This window comes from Tsukamurella tyrosinosolvens, from assembly GCF_900104775.1.
GTDB lineage: Bacteria > Actinomycetota > Actinomycetes > Mycobacteriales > Mycobacteriaceae > Tsukamurella > Tsukamurella tyrosinosolvens.
Genome location: NZ_FNSA01000003.1, coordinates 3036698 through 3055222, shown reverse-complemented (window position 1 = coordinate 3055222; position 18525 = coordinate 3036698). Strand labels below are relative to the sequence as shown.

Sequence of the window (18525 nt, the reverse complement as noted above, 5' to 3'; positions counted from 1 at the left end):
CGGTGATTCTGCTCACTACGCTAACATCGGTGGTGTGACCCAGGCAACAGTTTCGAAGGAAATGCGCGCCAGCGTGCTGCACCCCGGGGGACGGATGGCCGTCGAATCGAGGCCCGTCCCGGCACCCGACCCCGGCGACGTGCTGGTCGAGGTCGCGGCCGTCGGCGTGTGCGGCTCCGATACCCACTACCTGCGCCACGGACGGATCGGCGAGTTCGTGGTGACCGACCCGATCGTGCTCGGGCACGAGGCGTCCGGGCGGATCGTGGCGGTCGGCGAGGGCGTCCCCGCCGAGCGGATCGGGGAGCGCGTCTCCATCGAGCCGCAGCGCCCCGACCCGCACAGCCCGGAGACGCTCCGCGGCGAGTACAACCTCTGCCCGGCCATGCGGTTCTACGCCACCCCGCCGGTCGACGGAGCGCTGGCCGAATACGTGACCATCGGATCGGCGTTCGCGCATGCGGTCCCGGACTCGGTGTCCGACGAGGCGGCGGCGCTGTTCGAGCCGCTCTCCGTGGGGATCGCCGCCATGCGGAAGGCCGCCGTCGGCCTCGGAGGCTCGGTGCTCATCGCCGGCGCGGGGCCGATCGGCCTGCTCTGCGCGCAGGTCGCGCGAGCCTCGGGGCTCACGCGGATCGTGGTGACCGACCCCGATCCCGTGCGGCGCACGGCGGCGGAGCGATTCGGCGCCACGCGCACCGCCGCCCCGGGGGTGGACGCGCCCGCCGTGGGGGACGGGTTCGACGCCTTCGTCGACGCGTCCGGCGCGACGCCCGCGATCCGCGCGGGCATCCCCGCCGTCCGCCCGGGCGGACGGATCGTGCTGGTCGGCATGGGCGCCGACGATCTGGAGCTCCCCGTCTCGCTGATCCAGGCGAGGGAGCTCGTGCTCACCGGCGTGTTCCGCTACGCGAACACCTGGCCGACGGCCATCGCGCTCGCGGCCGACGGCCGTGTCGACCTCGACGGCATGGTCACCGGGCGCTTCCCGCTCGACCGCGCCGAGGACGCGCTCAACGCCGACCGCGCACCGGGCAGTATCAAGGCCGTCGTCCATCCCGGCCGCGCCGGCACCGAACCGCACATCGAGGAGCTGTGATGACCGCACCGATCGACCTGACCCCGGCCGCCCTGCCCGCGATCGCGGGCGCGTCCGTGCCCGCCTACGACCGCGCCGCAGTGCGCCCCGGCATCGTCCATTTCGGCGTCGGCGGCTTCCACCGCGCACACCAGGCCGTCTACGTCGAGCGGCTGCTCAGCGCCGGTCCCGATGCCGCGGGCTGGGGCATCTGCGGCGTCGGGCTGCGGCCCGCCGACGCCGCGATGCGCGACGCGCTCGTGCCGCAGGGCGGGCTCTACACGCTCACCCTCAAGCATCCCGACGGTGCCGTGGAGACCTCCGTCGTCGGGGCGATCGTCGACTACCTGTACGCCCCCGACGATCCCGAGGCGGTGATCGACAGGCTCGCGGCGCCCGAGACCCGCATCGTCTCCCTCACGATCACCGAGGGCGGCTACAACTTCTCCGCGACCACCGGTGACTTCGACGCCGACGACCCCGGCGTGCGGCACGATCTGGAGCCGGGCGCAGCGCCGCACACCGTCTTCGGCTACGTCATCGAGGCGCTGCGCCGCCGGCGCGACCGCGGCGTCCCGGCCTTCACCGTCATGTCGTGCGACAACATCGAGGGCAACGGCCACGTCGCGCAGCGCACCTTCACGGCGTTCGCCCGCTTGTCCGACCCCGCACTCGCGGACTGGATCGCCGAGCACGTCCGCTTCCCCAATTCGATGGTGGACCGGATCACGCCCGCGACGCCCTCGGGGCTGCGGGCCGAGGTCTCCGCGCGGACGGGCATCGACGACCGTTGGCCGGTCGTCGCGGAGCCCTATACGCAATGGGTGCTCGAGGACGCCTTCGGCGCGGGCCGCCCGCGGTTCGAGGACGCCGGCGTGCAGGTGGTCGACGACGTCGCGCCCTACGAGCTCATGAAGCTGCGCCTGCTCAACGCCGGACACCAGGCGCTGGGGCACTTCGCCCGCCTGCTGGGCTACGAGTACGTCCACGACGCCGCGGCCGACCCGGATGTGCGGGAACTGCTCCGCCGGTACATGCAGGAGGAGGCGCGGCCCACGCTGCGCCCCGTCCCCGGCATCGATCTCGACGACTACATCGACACCCTGCTCGACCGGTTCTCCAATCCCGCCATCGCGGACACGGTGGCGCGGCTGTGCCAGGACGCCTCCGACCGCATCCCGAAATGGCTCGTGCCCGTGATCGTCTCGCGCCTCGACGCCGGCGCCGCGGCGCCGCTCGCGGCCGCCGTCGTCGCCGCGTGGACCCGGGGCTGCGAGGGCTTCGACGATGCCGGCGCCCCGATCGTGCAGGGCGACCGCGAGGCGGACGCGCTCGCGCGGCGCGCCGTCGACTCGCGTACGGAGCCATTGGCCTTCGTCGCGGTGCCGGACCTCTTCGGTGATCTCGCGGATCGTCCGGGGTTCACCGACCCCTACCTCGCCGCGCTGACCGCGTTGCGTGAGAGCGGCGCCCGCGCCGTCCTGCGGGAACTCCTCGCGCGCTGAGCCGGTCGGGCGCTCAGGGCCGGTCGAGCACCAGCGCGGCCGCCTCGAGGTAGCGCGCGTAGACCTCCGGGGTGGGGGCGGCCGCCCGGGACTCGGCGACCGGCCGCGCCCACTCCGGCGCCGGGCCGTCGCCCCGCAGGGCCCACGCCGCCTGCCGCGCGGCGCCGCGGGCGACGTACTCGCCGTCCGCGGGGAAGTCCACAGCGCGGCCGAAGATCGCGGGCGCGATGTCGCGTACCGCGCCGGAACGGCCGCCGCCACCCACCACCAGGATCCGCTCCACCGCCGTGCCCTGCTCGGCGATCGCGTCCAGGCAGAACTGCAGCGAGCAGAGCAGGCCCTCGACGGCCGCGCGCGCGATGTTCTCGCGGGTGAGGTTCGTGCCGGTCACGCCCTGCAGGGAGCCGGTGGCGTTCGGCAGGTTGGGCGAGCGCTCCCCGGCGAAGAACGGGACCAGGACCAGGCCCTCCGCGCCGGCCGGGGCGGCCAGCGCCAGCCGCGCGAACTCCGCGAGGTCGGCCCCCAGCATCCGTGCGGTCGCCGCGAGGACCGGGGCGCCGTTGAGGGTGCAGACCAGCGGCAGCTGGTGCCCCGTCGCATCGGCGAAGCCCGCGACGACGCCGGACGGATCCCGCGGCGCCGTCGCCGTGACCGCGCTGACCACCCCCGACGTCCCGAGGGAGACGATGCAGTCCCCGGGCCGGGCGTCGAGCCCGAGTGCGGCACCGGCGTTGTCGCCCGCGCCGGCGCCGAGCGGCGTGCCGCGGCGGAGCGGGCCGTCGTCCACGGTCACCGGCGTCGACTCCGCGGGGCCGAGTACGCGGGGGAGGGCGGGCCTGCGCCCGCGCAGTGCGAGTTCGAGGAGGTCCGTGCGGTACTCGCCGGTCGCGGCGCTGAAGTAGCCGGTGCCGGAGGCGTCCGAGCGATCCGTCGCGAGGGTGTCGAGCCCGCCCCCGCCGAGCCGCCACGTCAGCCAGTCGTGCGGGAGGCAGACCGCGGCCGCCGCGTCGGCGTGCGCGGGTTCCGCGTCGGCGAGCCAGCGCAGCTTCGCGGCGGTGACGGCGGCGACCGGGACGACGCCCACCGCGTCGGCCCACCGGTCCGGTCCGCCGAGGTCCGCGATGAGCTGCTCCGCGGCGGCGGCCGACCGGGTGTCGTTCCACAGCAGGGCGTCCCGCACCACGGAGCCGGTGCGGTCCAGGCACACCATGCCGTGCTGCTGCGCCCCCACGGAGGCGGCGGCCACGTCGTCGAGGCCGCCGGCGGCCCGCGCCGCCGCGGCGAACGCGTCGAGCCATGCGGCCGGCGCGACCTCCGTCCCCGGCGGGTGCGGAGCGGAGCCGGACCGCACGACCTCACCCGAATCCGCGTCGCACACCACGACCTTGCACGACTGGGTGGACGAATCGATTCCGGCGACGAGGGGCATGGCCGCGATCCTCCCAGACCGGCGGGCGGTCCATGCACGTATCGCCATGGTGATCTTTGACAATGATTTTCATCAACGATTACACCTGTCGTCATGCCCAAGCACCTGCACCTCGCCGCGCCCCTCCTTGCCGCCGCCCTGTTGGCCGCCGGATGCGGCTCCTCCCAGCCGGATCCGGCACCGTCGTCGACGACCGCCTCCGGTTCCGACGCCGACGCTCCGGGCGGCGCGACGGAACAGCGCCGCGCGGCGCCGCGCCTCGCGGTGACCTACGAGGGCGGCGTACAGATCCTCGACGCCGGCACTCTCGAGCGCGTCGCGGACTTCCCGGGGCAGGGGTACCTGCGGGTGAACCCCGCCGGCGACGGCCGGCACGCCTTCCTCTCGGAGGGCGACGGCTTCCGCCTCCTCGACCTCGGTTCCTGGTCCGTGCCCCACGGCGATCACCAGCACTTCTACACCGCGGCGCCCCGGCGCACCGACATCACGATCCAGGCGCCCGAGCCCGGCCACGTGGTCCGCCACGACGGCCGCACGGTGCTCTTCTCCGACGGCACCGGTGCCGTCACGTCGATCGCCTCGGACAAGGTCGGCGACCCGAACGCGCCCCGCGCGACCTACACCGCGCCGAAGCCGCACCACGGCGTCGCCGTCGAGCGGGCGGACGGGTCGATGCTCATCACCCTCGGCGACGAGAAGACCCGCACCGGCGTCGCGATCCTCGACAAGGACCGGAAGGAAATCGCCCGCAACGAGCAGTGCCCCGGTGTGCACGGCGAGGGTGCCGCCGAGGGCGGCGCGGTGCTCTTCGGCTGCGAGGACGGTGTGCTCATCGTGCGCGGCAACGACATCGTCAAGACCGCGGCCCCCACGCCCGGCTACGCGCGCACCGGCAACGTCGCCGCCACCGAGGCGCACGCCGTCGTCCTCGGCGACTACAAGGTGGACAAGGCCGCGAAGCCCGAGCGGCCCACCCGGGTCAGCCTCATCGACACCCGCACCGGCGCGGTCAAGCTCGTCGACCTGCCCGCCTCCTACAGCTTCCGCTCACTGGCGCGGGGGCAGTTCGGTGAGGCGCTGGTGCTCGGCACCGACGGCGTGCTCCGCGTCCTCGACCCGAACACCGGCACCACGATCCGCGAGGTGAAGGTCACGGCGCCGTGGACCGAGGACGCGAACTGGCAGGAGCCGCGCCCCGCGGTGTTCACGATGGGATCCACCGCCTACGTCACCGATCCCACGGCCAAGTCCATCGTCGCGATCGACGTCCCCACCGGCAAGGAACTGCGGCGCGGGTCGCTCGAGCACACCCCCGACGAGGTGTCGGGCGTCACCGGGGTCGGCACCACTCACTAGTCTGGGGGCATGTTGCGGATCGGGCTCACGGGCGGCATCGGCGCGGGCAAGTCGACGGTGGCGAAGGAACTCGCCGCCCTCGGCGCCGCGATCGTGGACGGCGACAAGATCGCCCGCGAGGTGGTGGAGCCCGGGACGCCGGGGCTCGCCGCCCTCGTCGAGGCGTTCGGCGAGGGCATCCTCGCCGACGACGGCAGCCTCAACCGGCCCGCCCTCGCGGCGATCGCCTTCTCCGACGACGAGTCCCGGGCGAAGCTCAACGCGATCACGCACCCGCTCGTCGGCGCCCGATCGGCGGAGCTGATCGAGGCGGCCGGGCCGGACGCCGTGATCGTGCAGGACATCCCGCTCCTCGTGGAGAACAAGGTGGCGCCGATGTTCCACCTCGTGATCATCGTGTGGGTGGACGCGGAGGAGCGGGTCCGCCGGCTCGTCGGCTCGCGCGGCATGGCCGAGGACGACGCCCGCGCCCGCATCGCCGCCCAGGCCACCGACGAACAGCGGCGCGCCGTCGCCGACGTCTGGCTCGAGAACACGGGCACGGAGGACGCGACGCGCGCCGCCGTCCGCGCGCTGTGGGCGGACCGCATCGCGCCGTTCGCCGCGAACGTCGCCGCGCACCGCCCGGCCGACGGCGCCCCGCTCGTGGCCGACGCCGCCTACGACGAACGGCTCGTCGGGCGGCTGTGGGTCACCCTCGGCGCCGACGCCTCCTCGGTCACGGCCGACGGTGCCGAGGCCGCCGTCGTGCTCGCCGACGGCGTTACGGTCGACGCGGTCGCGGACAGGCTCGCGGACGCGGGCTTCGCGCCCACCGAGCCCGGCGAGTTCGCGAGCTCCGACCCGGGGCGCGCGGCGACGGTGCGGGTCGAGCGTCAGGCCGGGGCGGACACCGCGTAGTAGTCCCGCACGCGCAGCGCGGCCAGCGGCGTCCACCGCGGGGCCGGCCGGTCGTCGTCCGCCTCGTCCGGGGGAGTCGACGCGCCATAGGTCTGGATCGTCAACGCGGTCACGGGTTCGTGGTCGACGAGCGTCGCCAGCGCGTACGCCGCGGCGAGGACGTGGACGCACATCGTGCTGCGCGCGGTGCAGGAGCAGTCGGCGTCGTCCAGGACCGGTGCGGGGCGCAGCCCACGGGCGATCAGCGCCGCGTGGACCGCGTCGTCGGGCTCGGTGCGCGACCCCAGTTCCTCGCGGAGCGCCGACGCGACCGCCGGCGCCATCGGGGCGAATTCGAGATGCGCCACGGAGGCACTCGCACCGCTGTGCACGAGCGCGGTGACCCGGCCGCCGTCGAACTGCAGGGTGACGCCGCCGTTGCGGGCGAGCATCCGGGCCCGCGGCGCGTGCGTGTTCGGGGTGCTCGCCGAGATCGGCTCCGCGATGCGGACGAGGTCGGCGCCCCAGGTGGTGAAACCGAAGGGGTTCGTGGCCATGTCAGTTCTCCCGGTTCCGGCGCAGGACGTCCATCAGGCGCTCGTCGTCGAGCGCGGCCAGCTCGGTCACGATCGATCCGTCGTCGGCGTGGACCCCGAGAAGCGCCTTGCGACGGTGCATCTCGTCGATGTGCTCCTCGATGGTGGTCGCGGTCGTCAGCGTGGTGACGGTGACCGGCCGGTCCTGGCCGATGCGGTGCGCCCGGTCGGTGGCCTGTGCCTCCACCGCGGGGTTCCACCAGCGGTCGTAGTGCAGCACTTCGCTCGCTCGGGTGAGGGTGAGTCCCGTGCCGCCGGCCTTGAGGCTCATCACGAGGATCCCCGGGCCCGTGCCCGCCTGGAAGGCGTCGGCGATAGCGGACCGCTCGGCGACCGGCATCCCGCCGTGGAAGAACGGGACGGGCTCGTCGACCAGCGCGGAGGCGGCCGCGGCCAGCATCTCGCCCGTCTCGCGGTACTGCGTGAACACGAGGGTCGGACGGTGCGCCGCGACGTTCGCCTCGAGGATCTCCATCGCCACGTCGAGCTTGCCGGACCTGCCCCGTTCCGGCGACGGTGCGGCACCGTCGATCAGGCCGGGGTGGTTGCAGATCTGCTTGAGCCCGGTGAGCACCGCGAGCAGGCGGCCGTGCCGCTCCAGCCCGCTGCCGAAGCCGTCGTCCGCGGCGCGGGCGAGGCAGGCGTCGTAGCGGCGTGCCTGCTCATCGCTGAGGTCGCACAGCACCGGGTTGTCGATCTTCGGCGGGAGCGCCCCGGCGGCGCGGTCCTTGGTGCGCGCCAGCATCACCGGCGCGACAGCGGCCCGCAGGCGCCGCAGGGCACCGTCGTCCCCGGACTCCACGGCGCGGGTGAACCGGCGACGGAACACCGCCTTGACCGGAAACATCCGCGGGGCGACGACCCGCAGGATCGCCCACAGGTCGTCGAGTGAGTTCTCGATCGGGGTACCGGTGAGGGCGATGCGATTGGCGGCCTCGAGTTCCCGTGCGGCGCGCGAGACCTGGGTCCGAGGGTTCTTCAGGGTGTGCGCCTCGTCGAAGACGACGGCCGTCCAGCGCGTCGCCGCGAGGTCCGCCGCGGAGAGGCGGAGCCGGGCGTACGAGACGACGGTGACCTCGTCGAGGAGTGCCGGCGCGAACCGCGCGATCTCCCGCCGCCAGTTGGTGGCGAGGCTCGTGGGGCAGACCACGAGGAACGGGCCCTGCCCGAGCCGCGTGAGCGCCGCGATCGCCTGCAGGGTCTTGCCGAGACCCATCTCGTCGGCGAGCAGTGCGCCGCCGTGGTCGTGCAGTGTCCGGAGCAGCCACGCGACGCCGGCGGCCTGGTAGGGCCGCGGTTTCGCGTCGAGGGTGCCGTCGAGGGACGCCGCCGTCGCGGCGGTGTCGGCGAAGGCGGTGGTCGCGTAGGTGGCGGAGGTGACGGCCGTGCCCGTCGGGTCCGGCTCGGCGTGGGCCGCGATCGGCAGCGGCGCCTCCTCGCCCCGGCCCCGCGCCGTCCAGGCGGCGAGCGAGGCCGAGGGGCGGGCGCCGCCGGGCAGCGCCGTGACGTCGACGACGTCGCAGCGCACGTCCGCGACGGCGAGGGCACCGTCGACCGGGACGACGAGCGGGAGCACCGTCGCGCGGGCGGGGTCGTCGAGCCGGTTGGAGGACCAGAGGGCGAACTGATGGAGGTCGGGGAGATACGTGGCTTCGAGGCTCAGGGCGCGTCCTTCGCGGGAGTCGAATAGAGTACGTTGTACGGAGTACTCGAACAGTGTACACAGTACGGAGAAAGATGTCGATGAATCCCGAGGATGAGGGCCGCGAGCTGGTCAGGCTGCTGTGGCGGTCGGAGGCGGGGGAGCAGGCCCGGGGGCGCAAGGGGCCCAAGCAGCGGCTCACGGTCGACGAGGTGGTCGCGTCCGCGATCGAGCTCGCCGACGCGGAGGGACTTCCTGCGGTCACCATGCGGGCGCTCGCCGGGCGCCTGGGCGTCGGGCCGATGAGCGTGTACACGTACGTGCCGACCCGCGACGTTCTGGTGGCGCTGATGGTCGACGCGGTCGCGGCGGCGCAGCCCCTCGTCGAGCCTCTGGACACTCTCCGCGACTCCCTCGCCGCCGCGGTCCGCGCTCGCCGCGACGAGTACCTCGCGCACACGTGGCTGCTCGACGCGCCGTCGTGGCGCGATGTGCTGGGGCCCGGGAAGATCGGGCAGTACGAGGCCCAGCTCGCGCTGCTGGAGGACGTGCCGATCAGCGACCTCGAACGCGACTGGCTGATAGTGCTGCTCGAGAGCTTCGCCGCGGGTGCGGCCCGCAGCTCCGGGGCGCGCGGCGCGGCGTCGCGACCGATGACCGACGCGCAGTGGTGGGAGGTCGTCGGCCCGGAGCTTTCCACTCTGATGCCGCCGGGGAAGTACCCGATCGCGGGGCGCGTCGGCACCGTCGTCGGCGAGCACTACAGCGGCCCAGGCGACCCCGACGCGGGATTCGAGCTGGGCCTGCAGGTGCTGCTCGACGGGCTGGAATCGCGGATCCCCGGCCTGCGGGGCGGGTAGCGCTCAGCGCCAGGTGATCGGCGCACCCTCGTCGGCCAGCCACGCGTCCACGCTGTGCCCGTGTGCCGCCGTGCCCGCGACGGCCCGGACCGCCGCCTGCAGCGCCCGCTCGGCGACGGTCGCACTGAGCAGGTCGGCAGCGGCGGCGGCGAGCAGCTCGTCGACGTCGATCAGCTCGATCGGGCGGCCCGGGTGCTCGACGAGGTCGAGGTACCAGTCCTCGGTGTGCCAGAGGTTCCCGTCGCGCCGTACCCGCGCGACGTCGAGGTACACGCGCTGATCGCGCTCGTGGCCGGGCGTGAAGTGGAAGATCGTCGCGCGCAGGTCGAACGCGGGCAGCAGCCAGGATTCGATCGCATCGAACTTCGGGTGATCCGCGCGGCGGAAGACGTACAGCCCGAACGGCGTCTCCCGGAACTCCTCCACCTCGCGGACGAAGCCCTTGGGATCGGTGTTCGTCATGGCCGGCGGGTCGAAGACCTCGCGCTTCGGCGGGTGCACGGCGCCGTCGTCGGTCGCGGCGTCGGAGGCGAGGCGCAGCACCAGCGTCACCTCGGTGTTCCCGCGCGGCCGCCCGGCGACGGCACCGGAGGGGCGGAAGCCGTGGCGGCGCAGCAGCGCGCCGAGCGCGTCGTCGTGGGTGCGGACCAGGATCCCGTCGAGGCCGGACGCGCGCTCCCGCGCAGCGGAGAGCAGCGCGGGCACCGCGTCCTCCGCCGCGTCGAGCACCGTCAGGTCCATCCAGCCGCCGGCCACCGCGCCGATCGCGGCCGCCCCGTCGACGGTGAGCTCGAACGTTTCTTCCACCTGCATGTCCCCACGATACGATGCCCGCCGTGCCCCGCTACCTGCTTCTTCCAGCCCCCGCCGCCAACCGCGTCTACGCCGAGGCCGCCGCGTCGATGGTGCGCGCCGAGCTGACGGTGCTCAGCCGCGGCGCGCTCGCCGGGCGGGTCGGTCCCGTCGAGACCGCGACCGTCGCGGGGGTCGAGTACCTCGCCTTCGAGGCCGACGCGCTGACCGAGCGCGACCTCGGCTTCCTCGGTCTGGCGTCCGCGTTCTACGCACTCTTCGAAGCCGACGGCGAGCTCCTGCGGCCCGTCGCCGTGCCGTCGCCGGAGAAGTACCCGTCCGACCTGCTGACCATCCTGAAGTACCAGGGCAAGACGAATGAGCAGTTCACGCGGCTCGTGCTCAACGTGACCGCGGCGTCGACCGTGCGGCCCGACGGGGTGCTCGACGGGACGCTACGCGTCCTCGACCCGGTGTGCGGCCGCGGCACCACGCTGAGCCAGGCCGTGATGTACGGCCTGGACACGGTGGGGATCGACATCGACACCAAGGACATCGAGCTCTACAGCTCGTTCTTCACCACGTGGCTCAAGGACCATCGCTTCAAACACGCCGCCGCTACCACGCCGGTCCGGCGCGAGAAGTCGGTGATCGCGAAGAAGTACGAGGCCGCGTTCGCCGCGGAGAAGGCCGACTACCTGGCGGGGCAGAAGCAGACGCTCACCTGCTACGCCGCGGACACCCTCCTGACCTCGCAGCTGGTCAAGCCGGGCACCGTCGACGTGGTGGTCGGCGATCTGCCCTACGGCGTGCAGCACGGCAGCCGTGGCCCGCGCGGCCTGGTGCGCAACCCGCTCGAACTGCTGGAGGCCGCGCTCCCCGGCTGGGCGACCCGCCTGCGTACCGGCGGCGCGATGGGGCTCGCGTGGAACACCCGGGTCGCGCCCCGGGCGCGGGTCGCGGAGGTTCTGGAGTCCGCCGGCCTGACGGTGCTCGACGGTCCCGGCTACGACGACCTGCGGCACCGGGTGGACCGGGCGATCACGCGGGACGTCGTCGTCGCGCGTAGGGACTGAGCGACCGCCGCTCACGGAAAACTTGTCGGTGGGTCGGCCTACCCTGGACCCATGGCATTCGCGGCAGAGCAACCGGTGGTGGCGCACTCCGAGCACCGGCCCATCGGGGAGATCGAGCGGGCCCCGGCGGAGTTCACGGTGGTCAGCGAGTACGAGCCGGCGGGCGACCAGCCCACGGCCATCGCCGACCTCGAGCGCAGGCTGCGCTCGGGCGAGCGCGATGTGGTGCTGCTGGGCGCCACCGGCACCGGCAAGTCGGCCACCACGGCCTGGCTGATCGAGAAGGTGCAGCGGCCCACGCTGATCATGGCGCCGAACAAGACGCTCGCCGCGCAGCTCGCCAACGAACTCCGGGCGATGTTGCCGCACAACGCGGTCGAGTACTTCGTCTCCTACTACGACTACTACCAGCCCGAGGCGTACATCGCGCAGTCCGATACGTACATCGAGAAGGACTCGTCGATCAACGACGACGTGGAGCGGCTGCGGCACTCCGCCACCTCGTCGCTGCTGTCGCGGCGCGACGTCGTGGTGGTCGCGTCCGTCTCGTGCATCTACGGCCTCGGCACGCCGCAGAGCTACCTCGACCGCTCGGTACAGCTCGAGGTCGGCATGGAGGTCGACCGGGACGCGCTGCTGCGCCTGCTCGTCGACGTGCAGTACTCGCGCAACGACACGGCGTTCACCCGCGGCTCGTTCCGGGTCCGCGGCGACACGGTGGAGATCATCCCGTCCTACGAGGAGCTCGCGATCCGGATCGAGTTCTTCGGCGACGAGATCGAGGCCCTGTACTACCTGCACCCGCTGACGGGCGACATCGTGCGGCAGGTCCAGGACCTGCGCATCTTCCCGGCGACGCACTACGTCGCGGGGCCCGAGCGGATGGCCCGCGCCATCGAGGGCATCGAGGCGGAGCTCGAGGAGCGGCTGGCGGAGTTCGAGCGGCAGGGGAAGCTGCTCGAGGCCCAGCGGCTGCGGATGCGCACGCAGTACGACGTGGAGATGATGCGGCAGGTGGGGTTCTGCTCCGGCATCGAGAACTACAGCCGCCACATCGACGGCCGCGAAGCGGGCTCCGCGCCGGCCACCCTCATCGACTACTTCCCGGAGGACTTCCTCCTGGTGATCGACGAGTCGCACGTGACCGTCCCGCAGATCGGCGCGATGTTCGAGGGCGACGCCTCCCGCAAGCGCAACCTCGTGGACTTCGGCTTCCGGCTCCCTTCCGCCGTCGACAACCGTCCGCTCACCTGGGAGGAGTTCACCGGTCGCATCGGGCAGACCGTCTACCTCTCGGCCACGCCCGGTCAGTACGAGCTGGGGCAGACCGGCGGTGAGTTCGTGGAGCAGGTCATCCGCCCCACCGGCCTCGTGGACCCGCAGGTGGTGATCAAGCCGACCAAGGGGCAGATCGACGACCTCATCCACGAGATCCGCGACCGTACCGAGCGCGACGAGCGCGTGCTCGTCACCACGCTCACCAAGAAGATGGCGGAGGACCTCACGGACTACCTCCTGGAGGCGGGCATCCGGGTCCGCTACCTGCACAGCGACATCGACACCCTGCGCCGGGTGGAGCTGCTGCGGCAGTTGCGCCTCGGCGAGTACGACGTGCTGGTCGGCATCAATCTGCTCCGCGAGGGCCTCGACCTGCCGGAGGTCTCGCTGGTGGCGATCCTCGACGCCGACAAGGAGGGCTTCCTCCGGTCCACGACCTCGCTGATCCAGACGATCGGCCGCGCGGCGCGCAACGTCTCGGGCGAGGTGCACATGTACGCCGACAAGGTGACCGAGTCGATGCGCGTGGCGATCGAGGAGACCGAGCGCCGTCGCGAGAAGCAGATCGCCTACAACACCGAGATGGGCGTCGATCCGAAGCCGCTGCGCAAGAAGATCGCCGACATCCTCGACCAGGTGTACACGGAGGCGGACGACACGGAGCAGGCCATCGGCGGCTCCGGCCGCAACGCCACCCGCGGCCGTCGCGCTCAGGGCGAGCTGCGGTCGGCGTCCGCGGTGAGCGCCGGGATGTACGAGGGCGAGGACGTGAAATCGATGCCGAGGGCCGAGCTCGCGGACCTGATCTCCGAACTCACCGACCAGATGATGAATGCCGCGCGGGAACTGCAATTCGAGCTCGCGGGCCGGATCCGGGACGAGATCGCCGACCTGAAGAAGGAGCTCCGAGAAATGGACGCGGCCGGTTTGCAATGACCGGCGAATCGCAGCACAGGGGCCTGCCCGGTGTGTTCCCCGCCGCAAACTGCCTGTTCCCGGGAAGGATGGGGCTATTGTGTCGGAGAAGTAATGCTAGGGCATTCCCGTGGCAGACCTCCGCTGGAGAAACGTAGAGAAAGAGGAGACTCGATGAGTGGCTACAGCACGATCGTCGTCGGCACCGACGGCTCGGAGTCGTCGCTGCGCGCCGTGGAGCGCGCCGCTGCGCTGTCCGGCGACGGCAAGCTGGTGATCGCCTGCGCCTTCCTGCCGAGCGAGGGCGCCGATCCCGCTGCCGCCGACATCCTGGGCGCCGACGCGTACCAGCTGCAGGGCGCGAACCCCGTCAACGACATGCTCCGCACGGCCGAGGGCCGCGCGGTGCAGGCCGGCGCCGCCAACATCGAGAAGCGGGCCATCAAGGGTCAGCCCGTCGATGCGCTGCTCGACCTGGTCAAGTCGCTCCCGGAGCCGGCCCTGCTGGTCGTGGGCAACAAGGGAATGAACTCCTTGACCGGACGCCTGCTGGGCTCGGTGCCCTCGGACGCCGCCCGTAAGACGTCCGTGGACATCCTGATCGTCCACACCACGTAGGAGCGTCACACATCCAGAGCGCGCAGCGCGCGCGGCAGCGACCCGGACGTGACCACGGTCAACGTCTGGGTCGCTCGCGTCAGGGCCACGTACAGGTCCCGGAGCCCCCGGTCGAACTCCACCTCGGCGGGCTCGCCGACGATCAGCCCAGGCTCCACCACGATGACGTGGTCGAACTCCAGGCCCTTGGAGTCGCGGACGCTCATCACCCGCACGGACGGCGAGGTCAGCCGCCGCAGCGGGGCCACCAGACTCGACGGTGCCAGCACCGCCGTCAGCCGTTCGTCGTCGCGCGGTAGGAGCTCGCGCACCGCCTCGGCCAGCGGCCGCGCACCGTCGATCCGGACCAGGCGCGGCGGCTCCGCGCCCGCGCGTACGGACGCCGGCGGCGAGAGGGCGGGGTCGATCTCCGCCAGCACGTCCGCCGCGAGATCCATGATCTCCTTGGGCGTGCGGTAGTTCACCGTCAGCTCGGACACCGTGAACCGGCCGGGCACGTACGGGTCGAGGGCTTCGCCCCAGCTCGTCATTCCCGCCGCGTCGCCGGTCTGCGCGGTGTCGCCGACCAGGGTCATCCACCGGTTCGGGCTGCGGCGCATCAGCATTCGCCAGGCCATCGCCGAAAGTTCCTGCGCCTCATCGACGATGACATGACCGAAGGTCCACGTCCGGTCGTCGCGCGCGCGGTCGGCGGTGGAGTTGAACTCGCGCACCGTCTGCCGCTGCGCGAGTTGCTCGGCGTCGATGAGGTCGTAGGCCATGAGGATCTCGGCGTCGAACTCGTCGTCCAGATCCTGTGGCGCCGAACCGGTCAGGATGTCGAGGGCCTCCTGCGCCTCCTCGAGTCGCTGCCGCCACTGGCGCTCCGCCTCGTCGGCGTCCGCGTCGTCGTCGCCCAGGAACTCGGCGATCTCATCGAGCAGCGGGGCGTCGGCGGGGGAGAAGGCGGGCTTGCCGTCCGAGCCCGTCGTCGCTGCCCGGCGGAGTTCGGCACGTTCGGCGTCCGTGAGGTCGGGTGCGGCCTCGGCGAGCCGGTCCTCGTCGCGCAGCAGCTCCGTGAGCACCCGCTGCGGCGTCAGCGCCGGCCACAACTGATCGAGCGCGCCGAGCACCTCGCGGTCCTGCGCCAGCTCGTCGCGGATGTCGGAGATGTCGGTGCGCGAGAGCAGCATCGTGTTGTCCACGACCGACGACCCGATCGTCGCCGCGTGCTGGGCGGCGAGAGCGTCGAGCGCGGATTGCCGGAAGATCGCGCGGGCCGTGTTGTGCGGCCGCCGCGACGACCGGGCACGGCCGCGGGCCCGGGTGGCGAGCTTCTTATCGAGCGTCAGCGGGTAGCCGTCGAACTTCAGCACGATCGGCTCGTCGGGCACCGTCTGCCAGCCGCGGACCGCCTGCTTCATGACCTCTACCATGGCGGTCGAGCCCTTGAGCCGAGCTGACGCCGCGGTGTCCTCCAGTGTCGCGACGACGCCGGGGAACAGGTCGCCGATGGTGCTCAGGAGGACGCCCGTCTCGCCGAGACTGGGGAGCACCTGGCTGATGTAGTTGAGGAAGGTCTCGTTGGGGCCGACGATGAGCACGCCCGTGCGGGAGAGGTTCTGCCGGTACGTGTACAGGAGGTAGGCGGCGCGGTGCAGCGCGACGGCCGTCTTGCCGGTGCCCGGCCCGCCCTGCACCACGAGCACGCCGCGGTGCTCGGACCGGATGATCGTGTCCTGCTCGCGCTGGATCGTCTCCACGATGTCGGCCATGTGCCCGGTGCGCGCCCGGTTCAGGGCATCCACCAGCGCGGACTCCCCGGCGACGTTGGAGCCCAGGCCCTGCCCGGCGTCGGCACCGTCGAATCCCTCGCCGGTGAGGGTGAGGCGCTCGGCGACCACCCCCGTGAGGTCCCGGCCGCGGGTGCGGACGTGGCGGCGCACCGCGACGCCCTCCGGCTGCGCGGGAGTGGCCAGGTAGAACGGGCGGGCGAGCGGCGCGCGCCAGTCCAGCAGGAGCGTGCTGAGGTCCTCGTCGTCGTCGAGGACGCCGATCCGGCCGATGCGACGCACCGCGTCGGTCGATCCCTCGTCGGCGTCGGTCATGTCGAGGCGGCCGAAGTAGAGGTTCTGCTCGGCGGCGTCGTACTTCGCGATGTCGTCGGTGTAGAGCTGGTGATAGGAGTCCCGCTCGGAGATCTCCTGCGGGTTCTCGCCGACCTCTTGCAGGTTGTCGGCCCGGCGCCGGTTCGCGGTGCTGCGCATGGCGTCGATCCGGGCGTACACGCGATCGAGGTGGGCCTGCTCCTCGGCGAGCAGGGGATCGACGGCGTCGGTGGTCACGGGGCTCCTCGTGGACGGCAGCGATGAATCAGACCGTCCATTGTCCACGATCCGCGGACTCCGCGCTGTGACCCGCCCCGCTCGCCCGTGGTCGAACGGGCGTCATCGGCGAATGATCGCCTTCACCATCAGGAATCCCATGATCGCGAGGTAGATCAGGAGCAGGATTCCGAACAGCCGGCCCGTGCCGTCGTCCCGATCGATGAACGCGATTCCGACGAGCGGGAGGCCCACGAAGACGAGAACGAACATCATGGTCGCGGCGCGTCGGGTGCGACGGTTGTCCGGCGGGGGCGTCTCGACGGCGCCGGAACGGAGGCGCTCGCGGGCGCTGGCCTCCTTGGCCGGGGGCTCGACGTCGTTCCAGTCCGAGGTCATCGTGGTACCTCCGGGTAGTCGGGAAGATCGATGCCGTTGATCGCGCGCTCGATGACGGCCATGTCCCAGTCCTCCGGTGACGTCGCGGGCGCCTCGCCGGGGGCGGGGACGGTGCGGCTCGCCGCGTTCCACTGACCGACCTGCTGGTTCGCTTCGACCATCGGGCGCAGCAGGCGCTCGTACGCGGCGAACGCCGGTGCCGGTCGCCAGTCCGCGTCGGCGAGCTCCCCGGCGAGCACATAGGCACCGACCAGAGCGAGGCTCGTGCCCTGCCCCGACATCGGAGACGAGCAGAACGCCGCGTCGCCGAGGAGGGCGACGCGGCCCGCGTACCAACCGTCCATGACCACCTGCGCGACGGCGTCGAGGTAGAAGTCGTCGGCGGCGTCGGCGTGCGCGAGGATCCGCGGGGTGAGCCACCCGAGGCCCGCCATCTTGGTGCGGAGCAGTTCCCTCTGGGTGCCGGGGTCCCGGTCCGCGAGTTCGGCCTCGGTGGCGGCGAAGGAGAACAGTGCCATCCCGAGCGCGGCGTCGCGGATCGGGCGCAGGCCCGCCGAGCGGCCCGGCACCACGCAGTCGAGCAGCCAGCGGTCGAGGCCGAACTCGTTGGGGACGGTGTAGAAGGCCATCGCGTGCCCGAGATGCCGCAGGTAGCGTTCGTGCGGGCCGAAGGCGAGCGCCCTGACGGAGGAGTGCAGGCCGTCCGCCTCGATCACCAGCTCGAACCGGCGGTCCGCGCCGCTCACGAAGGTGACGTCGACCCCGGCCTCGTCCTGCGTGAGCCCCGTGACCCGGTCGCCGAACCGGTACTCCACCCGGTCGCGGGTGGCCGCGTGGAGCACCCCGGAGAGGTCGCCGCGCAGGATCTCGATGTCTGCGATGAAGCCGTCGCCGCCGTCGTCCTCCGCGCTGAAGGTCTGGACGACGGTGCCGTCCTCGTCCACGAACCGCGCGCCCGCGGTCTCGGTGCGCGCCGCGCGGACGGCCTCGTCGAGCCCCATGCGGCGGATCACCTCCCGCGCGACCCCGCGGGCGTCCACCGCCTGCCCGCCCGGTCGCAGGCCGGGTGCCCGCTCGACGACGGTGACCTCGGCGCCGTACTGCGCGAGCCAGTGCGCGAGCGCGGGTCCGGCGATGCTCGCGCCGGCGATCAACACCCTGGGGCCGGTCATCGGGTCTCCTCGATCGTTCGCGGAAACAATGGTGTCGATCATTGTTGCGCGGATGCGCCGTGGGCGGCGGTGAAGCGCGCCTTCTTCTCCCGGTTGCCGCAGGTGTTCATCTCGCACCAGCGGCGGGTGCGGCTGCGGCTGGTATCGAAGAAGGCCGCACGGCAGGTGGGGGAGGCGCACAGCGCCCACCGTCCTGCACGTTCGCCGCTCAGGACGGCGATCGCGTCCTGGGCTATCACGCCGAGGGCGTCGTCCACCGCCGTCTCCCGCGACAATCGCCACCGACGCTCGCGGTGCGGGGTCAGTGCCGCAGCGGCGCGCCCCCTCGCGCTGTGCGCGTTGATGACGCGGACCGCGTGCTGCGGGACGGGCTCGTCGTCGGCGGCGGCGGTCGCCGCCCGGTGGATGGCCTCGCGCAGCTCCACCGCGCGGGAGAGGTCCTCGTCGGTGCAGGGGCCGGTGGTCAGTCCGACGACCCCGAACCAGTCGGCGAGGCGCTGTGGCGTGGGGATCCGTTCGACCGGCTCGCCGGCGCGCTCCGTGAGCGTCGCGGTGAAGCTCGTCGCGAGCACACTGCCGAGGCGGAAGTCGGGGAGCCGTGCCATGGAACCACCATAGCCGGTTGCG

16 protein-coding genes are annotated in these 18525 nt (G+C 72.5%); 8 read left to right on the top strand and 8 right to left on the bottom strand.

From position 1 onward, the window contains the following. The first annotated feature begins 61 nt into the window (after positions 1-61). A complete protein-coding gene (locus BLW32_RS17135; RefSeq protein WP_068739823.1) occupies positions 62-1099 on the top strand; it encodes an NAD(P)-dependent alcohol dehydrogenase in 1038 nt (345 codons plus the stop codon). After that, entirely contained in the window at positions 1099-2583 is a 1485-nt protein-coding gene (locus tag BLW32_RS17130; protein WP_068739821.1) for a mannitol dehydrogenase family protein, read from the top strand. The genes BLW32_RS17135 and BLW32_RS17130 overlap by 1 nt, the downstream gene beginning before the upstream one ends. A gap of 13 nt (positions 2584-2596) precedes the next feature. On the opposite strand, the gene BLW32_RS17125 is transcribed toward BLW32_RS17130, so the two are convergent. Next, entirely contained in the window at positions 2597-4012 is a 1416-nt protein-coding gene (locus BLW32_RS17125) for an FGGY family carbohydrate kinase (protein WP_068739819.1), read from the bottom strand. Positions 4013-4105: 93 nt separating this feature from the next. Here BLW32_RS17125 and aztD point away from each other — a divergent pair, with 93 nt between their 5' ends. Next, on the top strand, positions 4106-5368 hold the full coding sequence (gene aztD, locus BLW32_RS17120) for a zinc metallochaperone AztD (protein ID WP_068520521.1): 1263 nt from the start codon (positions 4106-4108) through the stop codon (positions 5366-5368). A 9-nt stretch (positions 5369-5377) separates the two neighbouring features. Beyond that, positions 5378-6268, top strand: a complete 891-nt coding sequence (gene coaE / locus BLW32_RS17115) for a dephospho-CoA kinase (protein WP_068739817.1) — start codon at positions 5378-5380, stop codon at positions 6266-6268. Here coaE and BLW32_RS17110 read toward each other — a convergent pair. Then, on the bottom strand, positions 6244-6804 hold the full coding sequence (locus BLW32_RS17110) for an SWIM zinc finger family protein (protein ID WP_068739815.1): 561 nt from the start codon (positions 6802-6804) through the stop codon (positions 6244-6246). The two genes, coaE and BLW32_RS17110, sit on opposite strands and share 25 nt — an antisense overlap. 1 nt (position 6805) lies before the next feature. Beyond that, the gene (locus tag BLW32_RS17105; RefSeq protein ID WP_139286233.1) at positions 6806-8419 is read right to left on the bottom strand and encodes a DEAD/DEAH box helicase; all 1614 of its coding nucleotides are present in this window, start codon (positions 8417-8419) and stop codon (positions 6806-6808) included. Positions 8420-8586: 167 nt separating this feature from the next. On the opposite strand from BLW32_RS17105, the gene BLW32_RS17100 reads away from it, so the two are divergent. Beyond that, entirely contained in the window at positions 8587-9345 is a 759-nt protein-coding gene (locus BLW32_RS17100) for a TetR/AcrR family transcriptional regulator (RefSeq protein WP_068739957.1), read from the top strand. Positions 9346-9348: 3 nt separating this feature from the next. Here BLW32_RS17100 and BLW32_RS17095 read toward each other — a convergent pair whose 3' ends face one another. Further along, a complete protein-coding gene (locus BLW32_RS17095; RefSeq protein WP_082791203.1) occupies positions 9349-9807 on the bottom strand; it encodes a ribonuclease FAU-1 family protein in 459 nt (152 codons plus the stop codon). A gap of 374 nt (positions 9808-10181) precedes the next feature. Between BLW32_RS17095 and BLW32_RS17090 the strand changes: the two genes are divergently transcribed. The 3 genes from BLW32_RS17090 to BLW32_RS17080 all read left to right on the top strand — a co-directional run bounded on the left by BLW32_RS17090 (position 10182) and on the right by BLW32_RS17080 (position 14024). Further along, the gene (locus tag BLW32_RS17090) at positions 10182-11213 is read left to right on the top strand and encodes a TRM11 family SAM-dependent methyltransferase (RefSeq protein ID WP_068739953.1); all 1032 of its coding nucleotides are present in this window, start codon (positions 10182-10184) and stop codon (positions 11211-11213) included. 51 nt (positions 11214-11264) lie between these two features. After that, on the top strand, positions 11265-13427 hold the full coding sequence (uvrB, locus tag BLW32_RS17085; RefSeq protein WP_068739811.1) for an excinuclease ABC subunit UvrB: 2163 nt from the start codon (positions 11265-11267) through the stop codon (positions 13425-13427). Positions 13428-13580: 153 nt separating this feature from the next. Then, a complete protein-coding gene (locus tag BLW32_RS17080; protein ID WP_068520509.1) occupies positions 13581-14024 on the top strand; it encodes a universal stress protein in 444 nt (147 codons plus the stop codon). A 5-nt stretch (positions 14025-14029) separates the two neighbouring features. Here BLW32_RS17080 and BLW32_RS17075 read toward each other — a convergent pair whose 3' ends face one another. From BLW32_RS17075 to BLW32_RS17060, 4 genes are all read right to left on the bottom strand, one after another. Then, a complete protein-coding gene (locus BLW32_RS17075; RefSeq protein ID WP_068739809.1) occupies positions 14030-16348 on the bottom strand; it encodes a HelD family protein in 2319 nt (772 codons plus the stop codon). Positions 16349-16450: 102 nt separating this feature from the next. Next, positions 16451-16726, bottom strand: a complete 276-nt coding sequence (locus BLW32_RS17070) for a hypothetical protein (protein ID WP_068520505.1) — start codon at positions 16724-16726, stop codon at positions 16451-16453. Beyond that, entirely contained in the window at positions 16723-17898 is a 1176-nt protein-coding gene (locus BLW32_RS17065) for an FAD-dependent monooxygenase (protein ID WP_068739807.1), read from the bottom strand. Before BLW32_RS17065 ends, BLW32_RS17070 begins: the two co-directional genes overlap by 4 nt. A gap of 38 nt (positions 17899-17936) precedes the next feature. After that, positions 17937-18503: a CGNR zinc finger domain-containing protein gene (locus BLW32_RS17060; protein ID WP_068739806.1), complete on the bottom strand. Its 567-nt coding sequence runs from the start codon at positions 18501-18503 to the stop codon at positions 17937-17939. Positions 18504-18525 lie beyond the last annotated feature (22 nt).

Bases quoted from the DNA above. Each gene is read 5' to 3' on its own strand.
- BLW32_RS17135 (WP_068739823.1), top strand. From the start codon at position 62: ATGCGCGCCAGCGTGCTGCACCCCGGGGGACGGATGGCCGTCGAATCG.
- BLW32_RS17130 (WP_068739821.1), top strand. From the start codon at position 1,099: ATGACCGCACCGATCGACCTGACCCCGGCCGCCCTGCCCGCGATCGCG.
- BLW32_RS17125 (WP_068739819.1), bottom strand. From the start codon at position 4,012: ATGCCCCTCGTCGCCGGAATCGATTCGTCCACCCAGTCGTGCAAGGTC.
- aztD (WP_068520521.1), top strand. From the start codon at position 4,106: ATGCCCAAGCACCTGCACCTCGCCGCGCCCCTCCTTGCCGCCGCCCTG.
- coaE (WP_068739817.1), top strand. From the start codon at position 5,378: ATGTTGCGGATCGGGCTCACGGGCGGCATCGGCGCGGGCAAGTCGACG.
- BLW32_RS17110 (WP_068739815.1), bottom strand. From the start codon at position 6,804: ATGGCCACGAACCCCTTCGGTTTCACCACCTGGGGCGCCGACCTCGTC.
- BLW32_RS17100 (WP_068739957.1), top strand. From the start codon at position 8,587: ATGAATCCCGAGGATGAGGGCCGCGAGCTGGTCAGGCTGCTGTGGCGG.
- BLW32_RS17095 (WP_082791203.1), bottom strand. From the start codon at position 9,807: ATGACGAACACCGATCCCAAGGGCTTCGTCCGCGAGGTGGAGGAGTTC.
- uvrB (WP_068739811.1), top strand. From the start codon at position 11,265: ATGGCATTCGCGGCAGAGCAACCGGTGGTGGCGCACTCCGAGCACCGG.
- BLW32_RS17080 (WP_068520509.1), top strand. From the start codon at position 13,581: ATGAGTGGCTACAGCACGATCGTCGTCGGCACCGACGGCTCGGAGTCG.
- BLW32_RS17070 (WP_068520505.1), bottom strand. From the start codon at position 16,726: ATGACCTCGGACTGGAACGACGTCGAGCCCCCGGCCAAGGAGGCCAGC.
- BLW32_RS17065 (WP_068739807.1), bottom strand. From the start codon at position 17,898: ATGACCGGCCCCAGGGTGTTGATCGCCGGCGCGAGCATCGCCGGACCC.
- BLW32_RS17060 (WP_068739806.1), bottom strand. From the start codon at position 18,503: ATGGCACGGCTCCCCGACTTCCGCCTCGGCAGTGTGCTCGCGACGAGC.